Source organism: Solibacillus sp., assembly GCF_040273735.1.
Lineage (GTDB): Bacteria > Bacillota > Bacilli > Bacillales_A > Planococcaceae > Solibacillus.
Map to the genome: position 1 here is coordinate 105,372 of NZ_JBELZM010000013.1, position 21,203 is coordinate 126,574.

Here is a 21,203-nt window from a genome sequence, read left to right on the forward strand (position 1 = left end):
TTATTCAGAAAAAGGAAAACAGTAGCATAAATGCTACTGCTGTTCCTTCTCGATTTTCACAAAGCTTAATATTTTTCGGTTGTCATCATATTTAAATGTTCGGATTTGACTGTCACGATTGCGGCCTCCGTTATCATGAATGGTTAAGTATAGTTCATCGTCTTTTATTTCATAACCAATTAACGGTACCCAGTGGTATTTATAGAGAGGGGTATAACTTTTCAAAAATTGCCCGGTAAAATACACATCAAACTTCATCGCTACCGGATTACCTAAGCGTAATTGCTCAATCGCCTGAGTTAATGTACATTCTTCTATACACCAGTCATCTCCGAGTAGTCGACGCAAGTTTCTGATCATCCGCCATTTAAAAAGTCCGATTTTTGTACCACCTAAAAATTTATAAAGTTCATTTACATCTTTCGTGCGGATTATTTCATCTTCGCATAAGTAATTCAAAATAACATGTGCAGTCGTTGGGCCGCATGCCGAGTTTTGATATTCAGGCCGGATGTCCGAACTATATTGTGACCTGCCATTTACATTTAATAATACTCGCATACTCAAAACCTCCAAAGTGTTATAAAGTAGTTTAATACCCATAATTCAAAAAAATAATCATTAAAAGTGAAACTAAAAATAAAACAGCTCCGTCTAACGGTTAGCAATTAAAACAAAGGGGGGAAGAAAATGGAGCTTGAAGTGTTTATAAGAACACATGGCGAAGAATTGCTTCGACTTTCCTATACATATGTGAAAAATAAAGAAATGGCAGAAGATATAGTACAGGACGTGCTGTTAAAAGCTTATGAGCAGCGTGGGCAATTTCGAGGCGATGCGAGTTACCGAACGTATTTATATCGAATGACGATTAATCGTAGTTATGATTATTTACGCAGCTGGAGCTACAAAAATACCATTTTAACAAATAAAATTCAGGAAATTTTTAAAGGCACCAAATCCGCAGAACAGCATGTGCTTGAACGAAGCGAAAATCAATTACTGGGAAATATGGTTCTTGAGCTACCGATTAAATACCGTGAAATCATAATTCTCTATTATTATAAGGAACTGAAAATCGATGATATCGCACATTTGCTATCGATTTCGGACAATACCGTGAAAACCAGGCTTAGGCGTGGACGTGAGAAGTTAAGAGAACAACTAAAAGGTGGTGAATGGCATGACGAATTCTCAAGTGAAGCAAGCAATTGATGAAACAATTGGCAGAGAACCGCTCATGGATGAAGCATTTGTACAAAAAGTTCTGCAAAAAAAGCAACGTAAAAAACCGCTCCCATTTTTGCAGCCGGCCATAGTTGTTCTGTTAATGCTTGTGGTTGGTGCCGTGCTGTATTTTACTCCGAACCAAACTATACAGGCTGTTGAAATCGAATCTGCATACTTAGAGGAGAATCATCAACAGTTAGTTGCTGATTTTTACGAAGCGATTATTCAGGAAGATAAAAAAGCATTAGCAAAGATATCTCCGGTTAACAGTGAACAGGCTTACAAACGTTATTCTATATTTGAATTCGATAATCCTGTTGAAGTGATTAAAACAATTGATACTGAAAAATCAATCACCCTTTTCCTGAAGCTTCAAGCGAATGATATTGACTATTTAGATGAGCTTGTCATTGATAAAGAATCTGAAATCATCGAATTGGATGTTATGCAATCGATGGTTCTTTACACTGAAAATATCGAATTGCCAAAAGAGTTTTTGCTGGAATATAAAGAAGCACCATATGCTCCGGTTTTAGAAAATATGGAATTGAATTTAGATGGAGCAGAAGTTAAACAGGTAAATGATCATATATTGTATCAAATCCCAACGGAAGAGGGAACTTGGCGAGTATTTGAAACACCGGAAGGAAAACGCCTAGACTTAAATGTTGCAAGTGATCAACCGACAGTGATAATTACCGGTACTAATGATCAGTTTTATATTATCGATAGTAAAACAAATGAAGTAACGTATATTTATCGAAATAAAGAAGGGGAATACCAAATTGTAATAGGGCAGCTTGAAGGTACAAACGTAATGACATTCGACGATGATTTTCATGACGAACCTTTACTGTTTATGAGTGGTAGCACGCCGAAAGCCATTACAACTGAACAAGGGCATCTCATATATGCAGATATATTTGAGCATTCAGAACTCACAAACCCACAGGTATTTTATCATGCAGAAAGAATAGGTACCCACTTATTAGTTGAGTATGTTGAAGACTCGAAACAGACTTCTACTTATTACCAATTCACTGCGAAAGACGTTTTACTAGATTACCGTAGGATTGGTATGCTTGAAGCGAAACCGGAACATTTTACTGATATGTCAATTGCCAATCGATATAATGACCAGCTCATATATATTTTTAATGATAATACAATCCATTATCGAGGCACTTCGCTTTCTGGGGAGTTAATCGAAGAAACCTATACAAACATTCAAATAGAAACGAAGGACAATCAATATTTCATTACGGGTGATAATGGCTTGAGCTGGACATTAACCCGAACTGCACCGCGCATATTGAAAGATGAAAAAGGGATCGAATATACCGTACCTGTTAATTTTGATGATTATCCAGAATAGAAAATTATAAACAATGAAAAAAACAAAAACTACCTCAAGCTTTTGGGGTAGTTTTCGTCTGTTTAAATCTAGCTGCATAGACCAACTGATTTGTTTTCGTATTGGGCATCATCCAAAGCTTTTACCATGAAATGTGCCACGCTAGCTCTTGGAATCGAGCTTGAACCTTTTGGAACTGTATCGACTGCTTCTTTATAATCGGCTTTTAACGGTTCATCTTTTAAGCCCATTGGACGTGCGATTGTGTACGTAATGTCTTTTGTTTTGTAATAGTTAAGCGCTGCACGGTGATCGGCTAATGGATTAGCAAGCATTTTCATCATCAATTTGCCCATGACACCTGGAATTTCTCCGTCTACTCCAGCTGAAGCACAGTAAACTAAACGTTTTACGCCGGCTTTCTCCATACCGTCAGCAATGTTTTTACCCATCATTTCAAGTTCATTGGATTTTTTTACACCTGTACTTGACCCTAAACATGAAATAACTGCATCATGTCCGGTAATTGCATCAGCTACTTGGTCAGCGTTAAATGCATCGCCTTGAATAATCTTTACATCTTTAGTTTTCAATTTTTCAGGTGTACGTACAAATGCGGTAACAGTATGACCAGCCATAACAACCAATTCAACAAAATGCTGCCCGACGCCGCCAGTCGCCCCGAATACAATAATTTTCACAACTAATGGCCTCCTTTTAATGCAGCTTTTTGAATTTTAATACCTTTCCACATAAAAGTAAGAATGATTGTGAAAATTAATATGATTAAACCTGCGATAAACGGGTATAGGATATCGATGTCATATAATGCGCCTGCAAGGAGCGGGCCCATAATATTGCCGATGCTCATATAGGCATTGTTCATACCCATTGCAAATCCTTGTTCATTACCGGCCATTTTTGAAATTAAGGTCGTTAATACAGGACGCAAAATTGATGTCGCAAGGAATATTAATAACGAAATTGCAAAGAACATCGTATAGCTTCCTGCGATAATCGACAGGAAGAAGCCGGAAGCGGTAACGACTAAAAATAATTTTAATACGTTTACTTCCCCGATCGTTTTTACTAGGCGGTCAACTACAAATAATTGCATAATTACACCGACTAATCCTGTTGATGTTACCATGAAGGCAATTTCCTGTGGTGTTGCGCCAAATTTATCATCTACATAAAGTCCAAGAACGGTTTCGTAAGACATTAAACCGAAACTCATGATCAGTGTAATAATCAGTGGAATAAAGAATGGCTTTTTAACAGATAAAAGAATATCCTTTACCATTGATGAATTTTCGTCTTGTGGAATTTCGACTTTCACTTCCTGGCTCTCCGCCAATGTAAAGTATGAAACGATAAACGCAAGAAGTCCGACTACTGCCGAAACAAGAAGCGGTGTTTTAAGTCCGAAATCCGCTAAAAAACCTCCGATACCTGGTCCGATTACAATACCGAGTGACATCGAGGCTGAAATAAAACTATTACCTTTTGCACGTTGATCCATTGTAGTTATATCTGCTACATATGCAAAAATCGCAGGGATCAGGAACGCACAGCCGATTCCGCCGATAGCACGTGATAAGTAAAGCAGCCAAATGGAATCAGCAAAGTAGAAAATAAACATCGAAATAGCTAGCGTAAGCAGTCCGATATTAATGAGCGGGCGACGACCATACTTATCCGTCCATTTCCCCCCGATAGGCGATACTAAAAATTGTGCGAATGCAAAAATCGCAATGATTAAACCTGCAGCTGTTCCGCCTTGCCCAATTTCTTTCAAATAGGCAGGGATAATTGGAATGATAATCCCGAAACTCCCAACAGCAATAAACATGTTAAGCATAAGTAAAGCGAGTTTTTTTCGTTGATCTGAAGTCATAAATTTTCCTTTCTTACAATAAAATTTCCCGTAATCCATTGTAATTAAAAAACCCCATTATGACTAGCGCTTTAACTTATTAATATAAGCAAAATAAATCCAAAAGCTGTAAACTTTTGGATTTATTCGTAAATACATATTATGCTTGTGCGTTTAAGAATTCTTCTACTTGTGCAGGTGATTTTGCATTAGCGCTATGTAAGTGTGCTAATTTTTCACCGTTTTTGAAGATTAGTAATGATGGAATCCCCATTACTTGATATTTCTCCGCTAAATCCGGAAAGTTATCACGGTTGATTGAATACCAGTCATATTGATTGTACTCTTCAATAATTGGATCGATAAACATATCCATACGTGTGCAGTCCGGGCACCAGCCCGCGAAGAATTTTACGATTACTGGTTTTTCCTTGCTTGTTAGTTCTGTGAATTGTTCAATTGTTGTAATTTCTTGCATATTAATCACGCTCCTTACGCCCATTGTACACGATTAGGACAGCTTACGAAAAGTAATTTAGCTTAATATATGTACCTTCTAGCAATAAAAATATAAGAATAATAAATTTATTTAAAATTGCGAGAAAATTATTGCTTAAATTGCCAAAATAATCTACACTAAGGACAGAAAAGCTGTTTGAAGTTTTTTTTTGATTTCAAAATGAATGACTGTTCATTCAAGGGAGAAGGGGGAAGTGCTCGTGTCTTACAAAATTGAAAAAGTAGCGGTTTTAGGTTCAGGGGTAATGGGTTCAGGGATTGCAGCACATTTGGCGAATATCGGGATTCCTACATTGTTATTGGACATCGCTCCGGGCGAACTAACAAAGGAAGAAGAAGCTAAGGGGTTAACACTTGATTCAAAACCTGTGAAAAACCGTTTTGCAGTTTCCGCAATGCAGAAATTACTAAAGCAAAAACCAGCACCACTTTCATCGAAAAAAAATCTAGCATTAATTACACCAGGTAACTTTGACGATGATTTAGAAAAGCTGAAAGATGTTGACTGGATTATTGAAGTAATTGTAGAAAGATTAGAAATTAAAAAAGGCTTATTTGAAAAGATTGATGCTGTACGTAAACCAGGCACAATCGTTTCATCAAATACATCAGGGGTTAGCATTAACGCAATGGCGGAAGGGCGTTCAGAAGATTTCCAGGCGCATTTCCTTGGGACACATTTTTTCAACCCGCCACGCTATTTAAAATTACTGGAAATCATTCCGGCTAATACGACAAAACCGGAAGTTGTAAGCTTTATGCAAACATTCGGTGAGGATGTGTTAGGTAAAGGTGTTGTTATTGCAAAGGACACACCGAACTTTATCGCAAACCGAATCGGAACATATGGCCTAATCGTGACAATGAACGAAATGATTGCACGTAACTATACAGTAGGTGAAGTAGATTCAGTAACAGGCCCACTAATCGGCCGTCCGAAATCTGCGACATTCCGCACATTGGATGTTGTTGGTCTTGATACTTTTGCACATGTTGCAACAAATGTATATGACCAGACAACCGGTGAAGAACAGGCAGTCTTTGAAGAATCTCCTATTTTAAAGAAAATGATCTCAAATGGTTGGATCGGCGCAAAATCGGGCCAAGGATTCTTCAAAAAAGTCGGGAAAGAAATTCTGCAATTGAATCTATCAACATTTGAATATGAGCCGACTAAAAAACTTGCAGCACCATCATTGGAAATGGCAAAACAAGCGAAAGGTCCAGGAGGTAAATTAAAAGTTTTAATTTATGCAAATGACCGAGTTGGGGAACTGTTATGGAATTCATTTGCACCGACGTTAATTTACTCGGGAAAATTAGTAGGTGAAATTGCTGATGACATCGTTGCAATAGACAATGCGATGAAATGGGGCTTCGGATGGTCTCAAGGTCCATTTGAAATGTGGGATGCAATCGGCGTAGAAAAGTCAGTAGCTAAAATGAAAGAAGAAGGCCGAGAAATTCCTGAATTCGTTACTGGATTATTAGAGAAAGGCCTGAAAACATTCTATTCAGAAATCGATGGCGATCTAGCTTACTACAACGGTTCAGAATATGTAAAAGTGCCGGTGAACGAAAAAGCGATCGACTTAAAACGTTACAAGAAAAAGCACGGTGTGATCAAATCGAATTCAGGTGCAAGCCTAATCGATTTAGGTGACGGAATCGCATTACTTGAATTCCACTCAAAATCAAATGCAATCGGTTTAGACATTGTTCAAATGATCAACTATGCGATTGATGAAGTTGAGAAAAACTTTAAAGGTCTCGTAATCGGGAACCAAGGTAAAAACTTCTGTGTCGGTGCCAACCTTGCAATGATTTTAATGGAAGCACAAGATGATAACATTTTCGAGCTGGACTTTGTTATAAAGTCATTCCAGCAGGCGATGCGCCGTATTAAATATTCAACAAAACCGGTTGTTGCGGCACCATTCCAAATGGCGTTAGGCGGCGGAGCGGAAGTTTGTTTACCGGCTGCACATATTCAAGCATCAGCTGAAACATATATGGGTCTTGTAGAAGTAGGTGTCGGTTTAATCCCAGGAGGCGGCGGTAACTTAGGTCTTTACCAAAAGTTCATTAAAGGCTTGCCAAATGGCGTGGATGTTGACTACCAGCAAATTGCGAACAAAGTATTCGAAACAATTGCAATGGCAAAAGTTTCGACTTCTGGTGAAGAAGCACGTGAAAATAACTTCCTCGACTTTGCGGATGGTATTTCAGTAAATCCGGATCACTTAATCTATGATGCAAAACAAGCAGCACTTGCACTTGCAGAAGCTGGCTATACAGCACCAGTGAAAAAGCCGGTGAAAGTAGTAGGCGCACCAGGTTATGCAACATTGCTATTAGGTGCACAAGGAATGTTCGATTCAGGCTATATTACAGAGCATGACTTGAAAATCGCGAAGAAACTTGCGTATGTAATCGCAGGCGGAAAAGTACCATACGGAACAGAAGTTTCAGAAGAGTACTTATTAAACCTGGAAAAACAAGCATTCCTAGAATTGGTTGCAGATCAGAAATCACAAATGCGTATGCAGCACATGCTCGTAAAAGGAAAGCCATTACGCAACTAATAGAAGTCCGTGCCGCGAGAAACCGACAGACTTTATGTTAGAACGTTGTATTAGTTGAAATATTTTGCCGGCAACTAGCTTACGAGTTTACTTGCTGGCTTATCACAAGGGGGAAACATCATTATGCGTGAAGCCGTTATCGTTGCAGGAGCACGAACACCAATCGGACGTGCGAAAAAAGGGTCACTTGCGAACACTCGTCCAGATGATTTTGGTGCAGTAGTAGTAAAAGAAGCATTAAAACGTGCGGGCTATGAAGGTCCGGTTGATGATTTAATTATGGGATGTGCAATGCCAGAAGCGGAACAAGGGATGAATGTTGCCCGCTTAGTCGGGGCATTGGCAGGGTTACCGGATGAAACACCTGCATTAACAGTTAACCGTTTCTGTTCATCAGGGCTACAAACAATTGCCTATGCAGCAGAGCGTATTATGCTTGGCCATGCAAAAGCAATCGTTGCTGGTGGTACAGAATCGATGAGTATGATTCCGATGACTGGTAATACAGTTCGTCTAAACCCAAAAATTGCTGAAGATGCACCACAATACTATATCGGTATGGGTCACACAGCTGAAGAAGTAGCGAATCGTTACAATGTAACACGAGAAGAACAGGATGCTTTTGCAGTACGTTCACACGAATTAGCAGAAAAAGCGATTAAAGAAGGTAAATTCAAAGATGAAATCGTTCCGGTTGAAGTAACGGAATATTATGTCGATGAAAACAACCAGTTAAAAGAAAAAGTTACAATCTTTGATACAGATGAAGGGGTTCGTCCAGGTACATCGGTAGAAACGTTGGCAAAATTACGTCCAGCATTCAATGTAAAAGGTTCTGTAACAGCTGGAAATGCTTCTCAAACTTCCGACGGTGCAGCAGCAGTACTTGTAATGGACCGTGAAGAAGCGGAGAAACAAGGAATGCAGCCACTGGCAAAATTCCTAGGATTTGCTGTCGGCGGAGTTCCACCGGAAGTAATGGGTATCGGTCCAATCGTAGCAGTACCTAAAGCACTTGAAATTGCAGGAATTACTCAAGATCAGGTAGACCTGTGGGAAATTAACGAAGCATTTGCATCACAATCAATTCAAGTAGTTCGTGAGCTAGGCATTGATATGGGGAAGGTGAATGTTAACGGAGGGGCAATCGCATTAGGTCATCCACTAGGTGCAACAGGTGCGATTCTTACAGTGAAGCTCATCAATGAATTAAAACGCCGCGGCGGTAAATACGGTGTTGTAACAATGTGTATCGGCGGCGGAATGGGCGCAGCAGGGATATTTGAAGTTCTTTAATTGTCTGGGGAAATAATAAATCACAAAGGAAACTAGGGAGGAATTTATAATGGCACAAACAACAAACAGCATTATTAAAGGTGGCGGCTTTTTAATCGAGGACGTGGATATTAACCGAGTAATTACACCGGAAGATTTCACAGATGAACAAAAGATGATTGCTCAAACTACACAGGAATACGTAACGAACGAAGTATTACCGGTAGTTGAAAACTTAGAGCACCATGAGTTCGATCATTCTGTACGTCTATTGAAAACAGCAGGTGATTTAGGTTTACTAGCAGCTGACGTACCTGAAGAATACGAGGGCCTAGGGTTAGACAAAATTTCTTCTGCATTAATCGCAGAAAAAATGTCACCGGCTGGCGGTTTCTCAATCACTCACGGTGCCCATGTAGGAATCGGTTCATTACCAATCGTATTATTCGGTAATCATGAGCAAAAAACGAAGTACCTACCGAAGTTAGCTTCAGGTGCATTAATCGCAGCATATGCATTAACAGAGCCAGGTTCGGGTTCGGATGCATTAGGCGCTAAAACAACAGCTAAGTTAAATGAAGCAGGCACACATTACGTATTAAATGGTGAGAAACAATGGATTACAAATGCAGGCTTTGCTGATGTATTCGTTGTATACGCAAAAATTGATGGCGATAAATTTACTGCATTCATCGTTGAACGTTCATTCCCGGGTGTTTCAGTAGGTCCGGAAGAGAAGAAAATGGGGATTAAATCATCTTCAACACGTACGTTAATTTTAGAAGATGCAGAAGTGCCTGTAGAAAACTTGCTAGGTGAAGTAGGTCGTGGTCATATTATCGCGTTCAACATTTTAAATATCGGACGTTATAAATTAGGAGTAGGTACTGTAGGTGCATCAAAACGTGCATTTGAATTAGCAGTTGCCTATACGAATCAACGCCAGCAATTCAAAACAAAATTATCGGATTTTAACTTAACGAAAGAAAAGATCGCATCAATGGCTTCTCACATTTATGCATCTGAATCTTTAAATTATCGTACAGTTGGTTACTTCGAAGATCGTTTAAGCCAGTTATCTGACGAAGAGCAAAAAGACGGCAAATCAATCGCAGCAGCAATCGCTGAATATGCTATTGAGTGCTCGATCGCAAAAGTATTCGGTTCAGAAACATTGGATTTCGTAGCGGATGAAGCGGTTCAGTTACACGGTGGTTACGGCTTTATGGCTGAGTACGAAGTAGAACGCATTTACCGCGACTCTCGTATTAACCGCATTTTTGAAGGTACAAACGAAATTAACCGTATGATCGTACCGGGCACATTTATGAAAAAAGCGTTAAAAGGTGAATTACCACTATTACAAGTAGCACAAGAACTGCAAAATGAGCTATTAATGCTTATGCCTGAAGAAATCGGCCAAGGCGCTTTAGAACAAGAAAAATATTTAGTGAAAAATGCGAAGAAGATTGCAGTACTTGCAGCAGGTGCAGCAGCACAACGCTACGGTGCAAAACTGGATGCCGAGCAGGAGCTGTTAGTGAACATCGCGAACATTGCGAACCAATTATATGCAATGGAATCTGCGGTAATCCGTACACAAAAAGCAATCGAGCGTGACGGAGAACAAAAAGCAGCACAAAAAATTCTTTACACTCAAATTTTCTGCCAGGAAGCATTCGCAGAAATTGAAAAAGAAGCAAAAGAAACATTAATCGCTTCAGTTGATGGCGACGATGCACGTATGATTTTATCGGCATTACGTAAATTAACGCGCAACAATCCTTACAACTTAATTCCGAAAAAACGTGAAGCTTCAGTGAAATTAATCGAAGCAGAAAAGTATGTAGTTTAATTAAGGACTGAAATCGGGTGCAGGACATTGCACCCGATTTTTCTATTGGATTTTCTAATAAAACTTAAAATGTTCTAATATATTTATAAATGATCTAATATAACTCGGAGGTTCTAATATAAGCTGTCTTTCTTCTAATATGTCACCCAAAGTTCTAATAAGGGAAATCATTCTTCTAAAATACATGCGGCATGTTCTAATATCTTCATACAACTTCGAATAAAAACCATATTCAATAAAACTCCGATAATGCGAACACATTTTTGATTTGTACTTATATATCCGTTACAATATAGGAAAATCCAGGGCAAAAGGAGTACTTACATGACAGTAAAATTCATTCAATATCCAAAATGTACAACGTGTAAAAAAGCGCAAAAGTGGCTAGATGAGCAAGGTGTGGACTATGAAAATATTCATATCGTAGAACAGACACCATCTAAAGAGGAGATTAAAGCAATTTATGAAGCAAGTGGAGTGCCTTTAAAGAAGTTCTTCAATACGTCTGGTATGAAATATCGGGAATTAGGTCTTAAAGATAAATTAGCGACAATGTCCGAGGATGAGCAATTAGAGCTATTGGCATCAGATGGTATGTTAATTAAGCGACCGATCGTAACAGATGGAAAAAAATTAACTTTAGGATTTAAGGAGTCTGACTTCTTAGAAACTTGGAAATAAACAGTTATTCACATTGTATTTCCGAACGAAATATGGCAAAATGAACTTGAATGTACTACATATAACATGGAGGTTTTCGAATGAGCACACCAAAAGAATTACGTTATTCAAAAGAGCATGAGTGGGTTAAAATTGAAGACGGTAAAGCGACAATCGGTATTACAGATTTCGCACAGTCTGAATTAGGCGATATCGTATTCGTAGAGTTACCTGAAGTAGGCGATGAAATTTCAAAGGATCAGCCTTTCGGTAGTGTAGAATCTGTTAAAACAGTTTCTGAACTATATGCACCACTTTCGGGTAAAGTAGTTGCAATCAACGAAGAATTACTGGACAATCCGGAATTCGTAAATGAATCTCCATACGGAAATGCATGGATGGTTACTGTTGAGTTAACAAGTGAAGCGGAAGTTGAAGAATTATTAGACGCAGATGCTTACACTGCTTTAATCGAACAATAATCTGGAACACTAAAGCCTTCTAATTAAAGGTTTTAGTGTTTTTTTGTTATTCTATACATAAAGGTGACTTTGAAAGGAAGCGTGTACGTATGGGAAAATGCCTTGTTGTCGAAGGACGTGCCGATAAATTGAGATTACTCCCGATATTAGCTGAGGATGTGACGATTATTTGTACAAATGGCACAATAAGCGAAGTCAATTTGATTGATTTATTGGAAGAATATGAGCAAGATGAAATTATCACGATGTTTGATGCAGATAAAAACGGTGAAAAGTTACGTAAACTGATGAACCGTGCATATCCCGAAGCGACACAGCTTATCATACCTCACGAATATGTAGAAGTAGAAAAAACACCTACTAAAATCTTAAAGGATATTTTACTACAGGCAAAATTTTTAGTAAAAGAAGGATGACAGTATAATGGAACAATGGACGAAACAGCAGTGGGAACAGAACGTACAACAATATGATCAGACAGCGTTTTTCTTATATACGCCTATGTGCGGCACTTGTGAAGTATCGGAAAAAATGTTGGAAGTCATTGAGAAATTACTACCAGATCTCCCGCTTGGTATGGCAAATATCAATTATTTAGGGGATTTGCCTTATGAATTGAAAATTGAAAGTGTACCTTGTTTAATCGTTTCAGACAACGGGGAACTAACGAATAAAATTTATGCATTTAAATCCGTACCGTTTTTGTATGAAATATTAAAAAAGTAATTGACGTAGTCACTTTGTCGTGATAAAGTAACATTCATAATAATAAAACTTAATAACGTTACTCTTATAAAGAGAGGTGGAGGGAAGTGCCCTATGAAGCCCGGCAACCAGCGATTTCGCAAAGGTGCCAATTCACACAAAGTGTAAACTTTGAAAGATGAGAGAACGGTTTACCGTATAAATGTATGTGAAACCTTTCTACTTGTCTTGGTAGAAAGGTTTTTTTCATTCAGCGGAGGTTTTGAATGAAAAAAAGAAGATGATATTGAAATAGCAGGAAGGTTATTTCAATTTAGAAGGAGTACAACCGATGATTGATATACAAAATATTACAAAAGTGTATAACACGAAAAACGGTAAACTTACAGCAGTTGATAATGTAAGTCTATCGATTAACAAAGGAGAAATATACGGTATTATCGGCTACAGTGGTGCCGGTAAAAGTACAATGATTCGCCTATTGAACGGTTTGGAAAAGCCAACGACAGGCTCTGTCATAGTAGGCGGTCAGGATATTGCAAAAGCTTCCGGGGCAAAACTACGAGAAGCACGTCAAAAAATAAGTATGATTTTCCAGCACTTCAATTTACTTTGGTCACGTACAGTTGAAGAAAACATCGCATTTCCACTTGAAATAGCAGGTGTTTCAAAAGCTGATCGTGAAAAACGAGTAGAAGAGCTAATTGAACTTGTTGGTTTAAAAGGAAGAGGGAAAGCGTATCCTTCTCAACTTTCAGGCGGCCAAAAGCAGCGTGTTGGCATTGCCCGTGCGTTGGCAAACAATCCGGAAGTGCTTTTATGTGATGAAGCGACTTCAGCACTTGATCCTGAAACAACAGATTCGATTTTGGAACTGCTGCTTGATATTAATCAACACATCGGACTTACAATTGTACTCATTACACATGAAATGCATGTTATCCGTAAAATCTGTAACAGAGTAGCTGTTATGGAAGCCGGAAAAGTAGTGGAACAGGGAGATGTATTACAAGTATTCCAGCATCCACAAGCACCGATTACGAAGAACTTCGTATCGCAAGCTTCTGGGGAGACACAGGAAACACAAGCATCACTGGAACAGATTTTAGCTAATTATCCAGAAGGCAAAATCGCTAAATTAACTTTTGCTGCGGCAACGACAGAACAGCCTGTCATCTCACAAATGATTAAGCAATTTGACGTAGTTGTAAATATAGTGCATGGCAAAATCTCAAATACAACGGGCGGTTCGTTCGGTACATTGTTTATTCATATCGATGGCGAGCCGAAAGCAGTCGCGGAAGCATTGAGCTTTTTAGCGAAGCAAGAAATTCAGGCGGAGGTGATTGAGCATGTTTAATCAATTATTTCCGAACGTAGATTGGGGTAAAATGCTCGAAGCAACATATGAAACAATGTATATGACGGCTGTTGCGACAGTCATCACATTTATACTGGGACTTTTAATTGGTATTGTCTTATTTTTAACGAGCGACAATCAATTATGGGCAAATAAAATTGTACACTTTTTGACAGGATCACTCGTAAATATTTTCCGGTCGATTCCCTTTATCGTCTTAATCATTTTATTAATTCCGTTCACAAAGTTTTTACTTGGAACAATCCGTGGCGCCAATGCAGCATTACCTGCGCTAATTATTGGGGCAGCACCATTTTATGCGCGCATGGTATTAATAGCATTAAGAGAAATTGATAAAGGTGTCATTGAAGCGGCACGCTCAATGGGAGCGAAAACTTCTACGATTATTTGGAAAGTGCTGATTCCGGAAAGCTTACCGGCATTAATTTCTGGTATTACTGTTACAGCTGTCGCGTTAGTAGGATATACAGCAATGGCCGGCATTATCGGTGCTGGTGGTTTAGGAAACCTGGCATTCCTTGACGGTTTCCAGCGTAACAGGACAGATGTGACATTAATGGCAACAGTTTTAATTTTAGTTGTCGTATTCATCATCCAGTATATTGGGGATTTCATTACAGCAAGAGTGGACAAACGATAGTTAGTGGCTAATAAGGCCGTAATTATAAATATTGGTGCATCGAAACAATGTGGACGCAAACTTTAAAAAAGTGCGCGTCTACAAGATGAATAATCAGAATATAAAAATTGTTTCGATAAACTGAACAAACTAAAAAAAGGGTAGGTAAAACAAATGAAGAAATTATTATCAAGTGTTATTTTAGGAGCTTCAGTACTAGCTTTAGCGGCATGTGGCGGCGAAGATGAGAAATTAGTAGTTGGTGCATCAAATACACCACACGCAGTAATCCTTGAAAAAGTTAAACCAATTTTAGAGGAACAAGGTATTGAGCTGGAAATCGAATCTTATACGGATTACGTACTTCCAAACCAAGATTTAGAAAACGGTGATTTAGATGCAAACTACTTCCAGCACATTCCATACTTCGAAGCACAAAAAGCAGATTTCGATTATGACTTTGCAAATGCTGGCGGTATTCATATCGAGCCAATCGGTATTTACTCTAAAAAATATTCATCTTTAGAAGAGCTTCCTGAAGGTGCAACAATTTTACTTTCTAACTCAGTAGCAGACCACGGCCGTATGCTTTCATTACTTGAAGCACAAGGTTTAATCACATTAGCAGAAGGTATTGATAAAACAAAAGCAGAAACAAAGGACATCGTAGATAATCCGAAAAACTTCGTATTCGATGCAGACACAGCAGCTGAATTATTAGTGCAAATGTACGAAAATGAAGAAGGCGATGCGGTATTGATCAACTCAAACTTCGCAATCGATAACGGCATTAACCCATTGGAAGATTCAATCGCAATCGAGTCTAGCGAATCACCATATGTAAACATTATTGCAGTAAAATCTGGCGATGAAGATTCAAAAGAAATTAAAGCATTAGTTGATGCATTACGCTCAAAAGAAATTCAAGACTTTATCCTTGAAGAGTGGGGCGGCTCTGTAGTACCTGTTTCAGGCGAGTAAAATAGGTCTACTAATCCAATAAAACCATTTTCTCTCTTCGGGGGAGAAAATGGTTTTTTTCTGGACCTAAAATATCCTTTTATTAAATAAGGAATTTCTCTTCTTACCCAATGAAATTTCTATTTCTGTCCAAGTCTTTTATTGGAATCGTGTTAATCGTGAATAAAAATTGGATATGAATTTAACGAATACTTCTTCGGATGGGGCAAGATCTCTTGATGTTGGTGCAATGATGCCAACTGTGCGTCTTATATTAGGGATGGCAATCGGCACTTTGACGGTCATGCGCGGAGTAGAATCATAGAGTGAACTTTCCGGTAAAAGTGTCACACCGATTCCTGCTGCCACAAGCCCTTTTAAAGCATCCATATCTTCTCCCTCGGAAGTAATATTCGGCATGAAGCCTACAGAGCGGCATGCATCAACAGCCACTTTATTTAAAATATAGCCTTCCGGAAAAAGTACAAATTGGTCTTGACGCAAATCGACAAGGTTAATCGACTCATTTTTTGCTAGTGGATGTGTTGCGGGCAACAAAGCATGGATATTTTCGCTGAAAAGCACGGTCGTATTGATTGCTTCGTCTTTTGGTGGTAATGGTCCAAGCAAAGCTAAATTCAGCTCACGATTTTTAACTGCATCAATCAAATATTTATATGAGCCCTGGCGTAGATGGAAAGAAATTTCCGGGTATTCTTTTTTAAAGGCCGAAATGACGGTCGGCAATACATAGCTTGCCAAACTTGTAGGAAAACCTATTTTAATTGTCCCTTTTGCCGGGTCTAAAAATTCTTCTACCTGCTTTGCAGCAAAATCAATTCCCTTGAGTGCGGTAATACAATGTTCCAAAAAAATCTTCCCGACCGGCGTCAACTTTACGTTACGCCCAATTCGTTCAAAAAGCGGTGTGCCGAGTTCTTCTTCCAGGTTGGCAATTTGCCTGCTGATTGCAGACTGGGCAACGTGTAAATGCTCCGCTGCTTCAGAAATATGCTCTCGTTCTGCCACCTCTACAAAGTAACGTAACTGTCTTAATTCCACATTTTCCACCCCATTCATCTAAAAAGTAGATTGTTTATATCCAAACTATATATTGTTTATATTATTTCGAAAACTTTAAAATGTAAATACGGGATTGAAAGAATGAGGGGGAATGAATATGAGTTTTCATCAGTTACCAGAAGCACAAGGGTTATATAATCCTGAATTTGAACATGACGCATGCGGTATCGGCATGTATGCAAATATAAAAGGAATACCTTCACATCAGATTGTAAAAAAAGGATTGGAAATGTTATGTCGCTTAGAACACCGTGCAGGACGCGGCGGGGACGGCAAGACAGGTGATGGGGCAGGGCTGTTAGTTCAAATCCCACATGCTTTCTTTCAACAAAATTGTACGGAACTGAATTTACCTGAAATGGGTGAGTATGGTGTTGGTCAAATTTTTTTCACAGAGAATGAAAACGAACGCCTAAAAATTGAACAAAAGATGAACGAATTTATCGAACAGGAAAATCAGCAACTGATCGGATGGAGAACCGCTCCGACAAATAAGGAAAATTTAAGTGAGATTGCTAAATCGACTGCACCGGTTGTTCGCCAAGTATTTATTCGTTCAAACGAAAACGACAATAAGGCGTTCGAACGAAAACTGTATGTCATCCGCAAACAGCTTGAACATTGGGCAACGGAGCAGCTATTCGAACTGTATATTCCAAGTCTTTCAAGTCAGACGATAGTTTTTAAAGGTTTGCTATCACCAGAAGAAGTAAGCGAATTTTATGTGGATCTGCAGGACGAAAGCTTTGTATCCGCATTGGCACTCGTGCATTCACGTTACTCGACGAATACGTTCCCATCATGGAAACGGGCCCATCCAAACCGCTATATTATCCATAATGGTGAGATTAACACATTGCGCGGCAATATTAACTGGATGCGTGCACGTGAGCAACAGTTTGTATCTGAAGCGTTTGGGGATGACCTTGAGAAACTTTTACCGATTATTGATACTACAGGTTCTGATTCTTCAATGCTTGATAACGCATTTGAATTTTTTGTATTGGCTGGACGCTCACCTGCAGAGACAGCGATGATGATGATTCCGGAGCCATGGACGGAAAATCCGCGCATTGATGAAGATCGAAAAGCGTTTTATCAATATCATGCAAGCTTAATGGAGCCTTGGGATGGACCGACTGCTATTTGTTTCACGGACGGTAAACAGATCGGGGCGATTCTAGACCGTAACGGCTTGCGACCAGGAAGACTTTATGTGACAAAAGACGATCATGTAATTTTCTCATCCGAAACAGGGGTTGTCGATTACGCTGAGGAAGACATTCTTTATAAAGACCGATTAAGCCCAAGCCGCATGCTGTTAATCGATTTAGAACAAGGGGAAATTATTTCGGATGCGGAGCTGAAATCCGAAGCGGCGGCAGAAAAACCTTATGCAGCATGGCTGGAACAAAATATGATCAAACTTGAAGCGAAATATGAGCAGTTACCTGAAATAAATGATCTTACATTACGCCAGAAAATTCACGGCTACACATTTGAAGACGTACAAAAATATATTGTACCTCTTGCGAATGAAGGCAAAGATCCGCTTGGTTCGATGGGGAATGATACACCATTAGCTGTTCTGTCAGATAGACCGCAATCATTATTTAATTACTTTAAGCAGCTATTTGCACAAGTGACAAACCCGCCGATTGATTCCATTCGTGAACATGTCGTGACATCGACAATGACATTGCTTGGAGCGGAAGGTGATTTATTGCAGCCAAATGCGCAAAATGCACGTCGCCTTTTGCTGAAAACGCCGGTATTAACGACAGCAGAATATGAGCAGGTCGTTAACAATAACGAAGACCATTTTGAAGTAGCGGAAATTTCACTGAAATTTACGGAAAATTTAGAAAGTGAACTTAACCGAATCAAAACAGAAGCAGAAGCAGCTATCTTTGGAGGCAAGACAATCATTGTACTGTCTGACTATATGGATGACGCTAAACAGCTAACGATGCCTGTTCTTCTGGCAGCGAGTACAATCCATCAATATTTAGTACGAATCGGTTTACGTACGAAGGCAAGCATTATCGTTAACAGTGCGGAAGTAAGGGAAGTTCATCATTTTGTTGCACTAATCGGCTTCGGTGTTGATGCCATTCACCCGTACTTAGCGTATGCAACGATTCATGAGGCAATTGAAAAAGGTCATTTATCCGTACCGTTCGAAAATGCAATTCAAAAATTCCGGAAGGGTGCAGCAGACGGTGTTGTAAAAGTAATGTCGAAGATGGGGATTTCAACAGTCCAATCATATCGAGGGGCCCAAGTATTTGAGGCAGTCGGAATTTCAAAAGAAGTGATTGATGAATATTTCACAGGTACGGCTTCGCAAATTGACGGCATTGACTTACAAACAATCGGTGAAGAAGCAAGACGCCGCCATGAGGAAGCAATGCAATCGATGTCAGCACAACTGCAATCAGGTTCAGATTTCCAATGGCGTGCAGACGGAGAGCACCATGCGTTCAATCCGAAAACAATCCATACACTCCAGTGGGCTACACGTAAAAATGATTTTGGTTTGTACCGGATGTATGCAGAAATGGCCAATGAAGAACGAATCGGATTTTTACGTAATTTATTCGACTTTAAAAAGAATGAACGTCGAATCCCGATGGAAGAAATCGAGTCAGTGGATTCCATCGTGCAACGTTTCAAATCAGGGGCTATGTCGTTTGGTTCGTTATCGAAAGAAGCGCACGAAACTTTAGCGGTAGCGATGAACCGTCTAGGTGCTCGTTCGAACTCTGGTGAGGGTGGGGAAGATCCGGGCCGATTTACAATCGAACTGAATGGTGACAACAAGCGCAGTGCAATTAAACAAATTGCTTCAGGGCGTTTTGGGGTGAAATCGCATTATTTAGTGAATGCGGATGAGCTGCAAATTAAAATGGCGCAAGGAGCGAAACCGGGGGAAGGCGGTCAGCTGCCAGGTAATAAAGTATATCCGTGGGTAGCGGATGTACGTGGCTCCACTCCTGGGGTAGGGTTAATTTCACCGCCGCCGCATCACGATATTTACTCAATCGAGGATATGGCACAGTTAATTCACGATTTGAAAAATGCAAACCGTCATGCAAGAATTTCCGTAAAGCTCGTTGCTAAAGCTGGTGTTGGTACAATTGCTGCAGGTGTTGCTAAAGGGGCAGCAGATGTCATTGTCATTTCTGGCTATGACGGCGGTACAGGGGCATCGCCGAAAACATCGATTAAGCATACAGGCTTACCGTGGGAGCTCGGTTTAGCTGAAGCGCACCAAACATTGATGCTCAATGGACTGCGTGACCGAGTGACACTGGAAACGGACGGCAAGCTCATGACGGGGAAAGATGTCGTAATGGCAGCACTATTAGGAGCAGAGGAATTTGGTTTTGCAACTGCACCGTTAATCGTTTTAGGCTGTGTCATGATGCGTGCCTGTCATTTGGATACTTGTCCTGTAGGCGTAGCAACACAAAATCCGGAACTTCGTGCTAAATTTATGGGGTCAGCTGATCATGTTGTCAATTATATGCGTTTTGTTGCGGAAGAAATGCGTGAATATATGAGTATTTTAGGATTCCGTACTGTTGAAGAAATGGTCGGTCGTACAGATGTACTGCAAATTTCAGATCGCACATCAAAACATTGGAAAGCAAGCCAGCTAGATTTAACGGCACTGCTTCATCAAATCCAAGGAACACGCACGAAGCAGCATCAGCAAAATCATAATATTGAGGGAAGCTTTGATTTACGCGAATTATTGCCGCAAGTTTCAAAAGCAATCGAAGGAAATGAACGAATTGAATTAAATTATCCGATTAAAAATACAGACCGGGTAATTGGAACAATTGTCGGCAGTGAGATTTCCCGCAAATACGGGGAAGCAGGCTTACCTGATAATACAATCAACTTAACGTTTACTGGGCATGCTGGTCAAAGCTTTGGCGCGTTTATTCCAAGAGGAATGTCAATGCGCGTTGTTGGAGATGTTAATGATTACTTCGGCAAAGGTTTGTCAGGAGGGAAAGTGACAGCCATTGCACCGATTAAAGGCGAACAGGAGAAAAACGTTATCGCCGGAAATGTCTGTTTATACGGCGCGACGAGCGGTAAAGCCTTTATTAACGGGCGTGCAGGGCATCGATTCGGTGTTCGTAATTCTGGTGCTGAAATTGTTGTTGAAGGAATTGGAGATCACGGCTGTGAGTATATGACAGGCGGGAAGATCGTTATATTAGGGGATGTCGGTCAAAACTTTGGTGCCGGAATGTCCGGAGGAATCGGCTATATTCTGCCGAGTGACGAGAAGAAGTTCAAAGCACAATGCAATATGGAAATGATCCATTTTGAAAAACTGACAGGCAAAGCGGAGATTGAGTCTGTTCGCCAATTAATTATTCAGCATTTGGAAGAAACGGATAGTTCCTACGCATTGGATGTGTTAGCGAAGTGGGATCAGTTTGTTCCGAAGTTCGTTAAAGTTGTGCCAACGGATTATAAAATAATGGTAGATAAAATAAACCACTACACTGCAACCGGTTCTACAAAGGACGATGCAGCAATGCAGGCATTTACGGAAGTGACGACTAGTCAGAAGAAGCTTGTGAGCACAAAATAAG

Annotated in this window: 18 protein-coding genes and 1 riboswitch; of the genes, 13 read left to right on the plus strand and 5 right to left on the minus strand. The window is 39.7% G+C overall.

From position 1 onward, the window contains the following. Nucleotides 1–33: 33 nt before the first annotated feature. A complete protein-coding gene (locus ABS917_RS13525; protein ID WP_350479480.1) occupies nucleotides 34–561 on the minus strand; it encodes a C39 family peptidase in 528 nt (175 codons plus the stop codon). 129 nt (nucleotides 562–690) lie between these two features. Between ABS917_RS13525 and ABS917_RS13530 the strand changes: the two genes are divergently transcribed. Both ABS917_RS13530 and ABS917_RS13535 read left to right on the plus strand, forming a co-directional pair. Then, complete coding sequence (locus tag ABS917_RS13530; RefSeq protein ID WP_350479481.1) at nucleotides 691–1,215, plus strand: sigma-70 family RNA polymerase sigma factor; 525 nt, start codon at nucleotides 691–693, stop codon at nucleotides 1,213–1,215. Beyond that, nucleotides 1,184–2,605 (plus strand): hypothetical protein, encoded by a 1,422-nt coding sequence (locus ABS917_RS13535; RefSeq protein ID WP_350479482.1) that lies wholly within the window; start codon nucleotides 1,184–1,186, stop codon nucleotides 2,603–2,605. The genes ABS917_RS13530 and ABS917_RS13535 overlap by 32 nt, the downstream gene beginning before the upstream one ends. Before the next feature lie 68 nt (nucleotides 2,606–2,673). Here the strand turns inward: ABS917_RS13535 and ABS917_RS13540 are convergent, their stop codons facing one another. The 3 genes from ABS917_RS13540 to ABS917_RS13550 form a co-directional block, all read right to left on the minus strand. Next, nucleotides 2,674–3,285 (minus strand): NAD(P)-dependent oxidoreductase, encoded by a 612-nt coding sequence (locus tag ABS917_RS13540; RefSeq protein WP_350479483.1) that lies wholly within the window; start codon nucleotides 3,283–3,285, stop codon nucleotides 2,674–2,676. Between the two features lie 2 nt (nucleotides 3,286–3,287). Then, nucleotides 3,288–4,481 carry an MFS transporter gene (locus ABS917_RS13545; RefSeq protein ID WP_350479484.1) on the minus strand — a complete coding sequence of 398 codons (1,194 nt, stop codon included), beginning with the start codon at nucleotides 4,479–4,481 and terminating at the stop codon, nucleotides 3,288–3,290. 139 nt (nucleotides 4,482–4,620) lie between these two features. Beyond that, nucleotides 4,621–4,938 carry a thioredoxin family protein gene (locus ABS917_RS13550; protein ID WP_008408698.1) on the minus strand — a complete coding sequence of 106 codons (318 nt, stop codon included), beginning with the start codon at nucleotides 4,936–4,938 and terminating at the stop codon, nucleotides 4,621–4,623. A 241-nt stretch (nucleotides 4,939–5,179) separates the two neighbouring features. Here ABS917_RS13550 and ABS917_RS13555 point away from each other — a divergent pair, with 241 nt between their 5' ends. The 10 genes from ABS917_RS13555 to ABS917_RS13600 all read left to right on the plus strand — a co-directional run bounded on the left by ABS917_RS13555 (nucleotide 5,180) and on the right by ABS917_RS13600 (nucleotide 15,522). Next, nucleotides 5,180–7,564, plus strand: coding sequence for a 3-hydroxyacyl-CoA dehydrogenase/enoyl-CoA hydratase family protein (locus ABS917_RS13555; RefSeq protein ID WP_350479485.1), 2,385 nt, complete (start codon nucleotides 5,180–5,182; stop codon nucleotides 7,562–7,564). A 123-nt stretch (nucleotides 7,565–7,687) separates the two neighbouring features. Further along, the gene (locus ABS917_RS13560) at nucleotides 7,688–8,860 is read left to right on the plus strand and encodes an acetyl-CoA C-acetyltransferase (RefSeq protein WP_350479486.1); all 1,173 of its coding nucleotides are present in this window, start codon (nucleotides 7,688–7,690) and stop codon (nucleotides 8,858–8,860) included. 49 nt (nucleotides 8,861–8,909) lie between these two features. After that, nucleotides 8,910–10,694: an acyl-CoA dehydrogenase family protein gene (locus ABS917_RS13565; protein WP_350479487.1), complete on the plus strand. Its 1,785-nt coding sequence runs from the start codon at nucleotides 8,910–8,912 to the stop codon at nucleotides 10,692–10,694. A gap of 324 nt (nucleotides 10,695–11,018) precedes the next feature. Next, nucleotides 11,019–11,375, plus strand: a complete 357-nt coding sequence (locus tag ABS917_RS13570) for an arsenate reductase family protein (protein ID WP_008408689.1) — start codon at nucleotides 11,019–11,021, stop codon at nucleotides 11,373–11,375. 80 nt (nucleotides 11,376–11,455) lie between these two features. Beyond that, on the plus strand, nucleotides 11,456–11,836 hold the full coding sequence (gene gcvH, locus ABS917_RS13575) for a glycine cleavage system protein GcvH (protein WP_350479488.1): 381 nt from the start codon (nucleotides 11,456–11,458) through the stop codon (nucleotides 11,834–11,836). Between the two features lie 89 nt (nucleotides 11,837–11,925). Beyond that, entirely contained in the window at nucleotides 11,926–12,252 is a 327-nt protein-coding gene (locus ABS917_RS13580; RefSeq protein WP_350479489.1) for a toprim domain-containing protein, read from the plus strand. A 7-nt stretch (nucleotides 12,253–12,259) separates the two neighbouring features. Continuing rightward, nucleotides 12,260–12,562, plus strand: coding sequence for a thioredoxin family protein (locus ABS917_RS13585; protein WP_065216306.1), 303 nt, complete (start codon nucleotides 12,260–12,262; stop codon nucleotides 12,560–12,562). A gap of 61 nt (nucleotides 12,563–12,623) precedes the next feature. Continuing rightward, nucleotides 12,624–12,726: riboswitch (SAM riboswitch) on the plus strand. 146 nt (nucleotides 12,727–12,872) lie between these two features. Beyond that, nucleotides 12,873–13,901 (plus strand): methionine ABC transporter ATP-binding protein, encoded by a 1,029-nt coding sequence (locus ABS917_RS13590; RefSeq protein ID WP_350479490.1) that lies wholly within the window; start codon nucleotides 12,873–12,875, stop codon nucleotides 13,899–13,901. Next, on the plus strand, nucleotides 13,894–14,562 hold the full coding sequence (locus ABS917_RS13595; protein WP_350479491.1) for a methionine ABC transporter permease: 669 nt from the start codon (nucleotides 13,894–13,896) through the stop codon (nucleotides 14,560–14,562). The genes ABS917_RS13590 and ABS917_RS13595 overlap by 8 nt, the downstream gene beginning before the upstream one ends. A gap of 153 nt (nucleotides 14,563–14,715) precedes the next feature. Further along, entirely contained in the window at nucleotides 14,716–15,522 is an 807-nt protein-coding gene (locus ABS917_RS13600; RefSeq protein WP_350479492.1) for a MetQ/NlpA family ABC transporter substrate-binding protein, read from the plus strand. A gap of 138 nt (nucleotides 15,523–15,660) precedes the next feature. Here the strand turns inward: ABS917_RS13600 and gltC are convergent, their stop codons facing one another. After that, nucleotides 15,661–16,563: a glutamate biosynthesis transcriptional regulator GltC gene (gltC, locus tag ABS917_RS13605; protein ID WP_350479493.1), complete on the minus strand. Its 903-nt coding sequence runs from the start codon at nucleotides 16,561–16,563 to the stop codon at nucleotides 15,661–15,663. Between the two features lie 118 nt (nucleotides 16,564–16,681). Between gltC and gltB the strand changes: the two genes are divergently transcribed. After that, nucleotides 16,682–21,202 carry a glutamate synthase large subunit gene (gene gltB / locus ABS917_RS13610; protein ID WP_350479494.1) on the plus strand — a complete coding sequence of 1,507 codons (4,521 nt, stop codon included), beginning with the start codon at nucleotides 16,682–16,684 and terminating at the stop codon, nucleotides 21,200–21,202. Nucleotide 21,203: the final 1 nt, after the last annotated feature.

What these genes read in the sequence shown, in the direction of transcription:
- ABS917_RS13525 (WP_350479480.1), bottom strand. Translation starts at nt 561, where the DNA reads ATGCGAGTATTATTAAATGTAAATGGCAGGTCACAATATAGTTCGGAC.
- ABS917_RS13530 (WP_350479481.1), top strand. Translation starts at nt 691, where the DNA reads ATGGAGCTTGAAGTGTTTATAAGAACACATGGCGAAGAATTGCTTCGA.
- ABS917_RS13535 (WP_350479482.1), top strand. Translation starts at nt 1,184, where the DNA reads ATGACGAATTCTCAAGTGAAGCAAGCAATTGATGAAACAATTGGCAGA.
- ABS917_RS13545 (WP_350479484.1), bottom strand. Translation starts at nt 4,481, where the DNA reads ATGACTTCAGATCAACGAAAAAAACTCGCTTTACTTATGCTTAACATG.
- ABS917_RS13550 (WP_008408698.1), bottom strand. Translation starts at nt 4,938, where the DNA reads ATGCAAGAAATTACAACAATTGAACAATTCACAGAACTAACAAGCAAG.
- ABS917_RS13560 (WP_350479486.1), top strand. Translation starts at nt 7,688, where the DNA reads ATGCGTGAAGCCGTTATCGTTGCAGGAGCACGAACACCAATCGGACGT.
- ABS917_RS13565 (WP_350479487.1), top strand. Translation starts at nt 8,910, where the DNA reads ATGGCACAAACAACAAACAGCATTATTAAAGGTGGCGGCTTTTTAATC.
- ABS917_RS13570 (WP_008408689.1), top strand. Translation starts at nt 11,019, where the DNA reads ATGACAGTAAAATTCATTCAATATCCAAAATGTACAACGTGTAAAAAA.
- gcvH (WP_350479488.1), top strand. Translation starts at nt 11,456, where the DNA reads ATGAGCACACCAAAAGAATTACGTTATTCAAAAGAGCATGAGTGGGTT.
- ABS917_RS13580 (WP_350479489.1), top strand. Translation starts at nt 11,926, where the DNA reads ATGGGAAAATGCCTTGTTGTCGAAGGACGTGCCGATAAATTGAGATTA.
- ABS917_RS13585 (WP_065216306.1), top strand. Translation starts at nt 12,260, where the DNA reads ATGGAACAATGGACGAAACAGCAGTGGGAACAGAACGTACAACAATAT.
- ABS917_RS13590 (WP_350479490.1), top strand. Translation starts at nt 12,873, where the DNA reads ATGATTGATATACAAAATATTACAAAAGTGTATAACACGAAAAACGGT.
- ABS917_RS13595 (WP_350479491.1), top strand. Translation starts at nt 13,894, where the DNA reads ATGTTTAATCAATTATTTCCGAACGTAGATTGGGGTAAAATGCTCGAA.
- ABS917_RS13600 (WP_350479492.1), top strand. Translation starts at nt 14,716, where the DNA reads ATGAAGAAATTATTATCAAGTGTTATTTTAGGAGCTTCAGTACTAGCT.
- gltB (WP_350479494.1), top strand. Translation starts at nt 16,682, where the DNA reads ATGAGTTTTCATCAGTTACCAGAAGCACAAGGGTTATATAATCCTGAA.